The organism is Streptomyces niveiscabiei, from assembly GCF_001419795.1.
Classification (GTDB): Bacteria; Actinomycetota; Actinomycetes; order Streptomycetales; family Streptomycetaceae; genus Streptomyces; species Streptomyces niveiscabiei.
The window spans coordinates 1-1,250 of the sequence record NZ_LIRL01001448.1 but is presented as its reverse complement, the minus strand read 5'-3'; the positions used below and the strand labels follow the sequence as shown (position 1 = coordinate 1,250).

The following is a 1,250-nucleotide window of genomic DNA, read 5'->3' as shown; positions in this document are numbered from 1 at the left end:
CGACGGCCCCTTGTATCCCGCCAGCCCCCACGAGTTGCCCTCGGTCGGCCCGCCCACCTGCCTCGTCGGCAACGCCGTCGGCGGGACCCGGAGTTGTGTGGTGACGGGGTCGTGGGAGCCGGGGCTCCAGGACTGTTCCGCGAGTTCCCAGAGCGTCGTGAGGTGGACCGGCGAAGTCCCCGTGGCCTCGGCGAAGGTGTCGACCGCCCGGCGGGGAGCCAGGAGGCGGCCGTCCAGGAAGCGTTCCCAGGACGTACGGCTGTAGCCCGTCCGCTCCGCCAGCGCCGTCGCGCTCAGCCCGCTGCGGTCGACCGAGCGGCGCATGTGGACGACGAACTCGGCCATCCGCGGGTCGAGTTCGTCCGGCAGAGGCGTCCAGCGAGCCATCGTGTCCCCCCAGTGACAGTCCGTCCCGTTCAGAGACGTTAGTCCGGTTCGGCGCCGGAATCGACAGGCACCGGGAGGGAATTGTCGATGTGTCGACGGGGCCTCAGGTCTTGACCGTGAAGTGCAGGGTGTCCTTGAGGAAGGGGATCTGGAGCAGGGGGTCCGGCTGGGCCATCAGCGCGAGCAGCACGATCGCCAGCCCCAGCACCCCGTACGTCACGATGTCGGTGAACCGCGACCGCACGGCCAGCATCCCCACCCCGGGCAGCAGCCACCGCATGACGGCCCCGCCCAGCAACGCCACCCCGATGAGGATCGTCCCCACCCGGAACTGGTCCAGCGCGGTGATCAGCAGCCCGAGCGCCACCGTCCCGAACACCGCCAGCATCGGCCACTGCCGCGCCGGCACGGACGACGCCCCGGCGACCGCCCGCCCACTCCCCTCGGGCCGCGCCGTGTCCCGCGTGATCCGCGGAAACCTCCTGCTGCCACGCCGGTTGACTGCCTCTTCGGCCACGGGCTCCTCACCTCGATCGTTCGTACGCTGCTGTCCGGTACCACGCGGACGGGATGCCTCACCGTTAGGGAGTCCGGCGGCGGGGGGTTCGGTTGCGGGCGGCTCGGTCACGAGCGGCTGGGTCGCGCCGGGTTCGGTCGCGAGCGGCTCGGCGGTACGGGATTCGACGGTACGCGGCTCCCCCGCACGGGACCTCGCCGCGGCCTTCCCCTCCGTACCGCCCTCCCCCTCAGCGCCCGGCACCGCGCTCCGCCGCCTCGACCACGTTGACCAGCAGATGCGCGCGGGTCATCGGGCCCACTCCGCCGGGGTTGGGGGAGATCCACGCGGCGACCTCGCGGACGTC

General features: G+C 72.3%; 2 protein-coding genes and 1 pseudogene. All 3 read right to left on the bottom strand.

Annotated features, from left to right (window positions below):
- On the bottom strand, window positions 1-387 hold a 387-nt coding region (locus AOK24_RS44855; protein ID WP_159052258.1), incomplete at its 3' end, for a helix-turn-helix domain-containing protein.
- A 103-nt stretch (window positions 388-490) separates the two neighbouring features.
- The gene (locus AOK24_RS44850) at window positions 491-904 is read right to left on the bottom strand and encodes a DUF3017 domain-containing protein (protein ID WP_055725526.1); all 414 of its coding nucleotides are present in this window, start codon (window positions 902-904) and stop codon (window positions 491-493) included.
- A 229-nt stretch (window positions 905-1,133) separates the two neighbouring features.
- Window positions 1,134-1,250 (bottom strand): annotated as a pseudogene (locus AOK24_RS47170) (bifunctional methylenetetrahydrofolate dehydrogenase/methenyltetrahydrofolate cyclohydrolase); the annotation flags it as partial.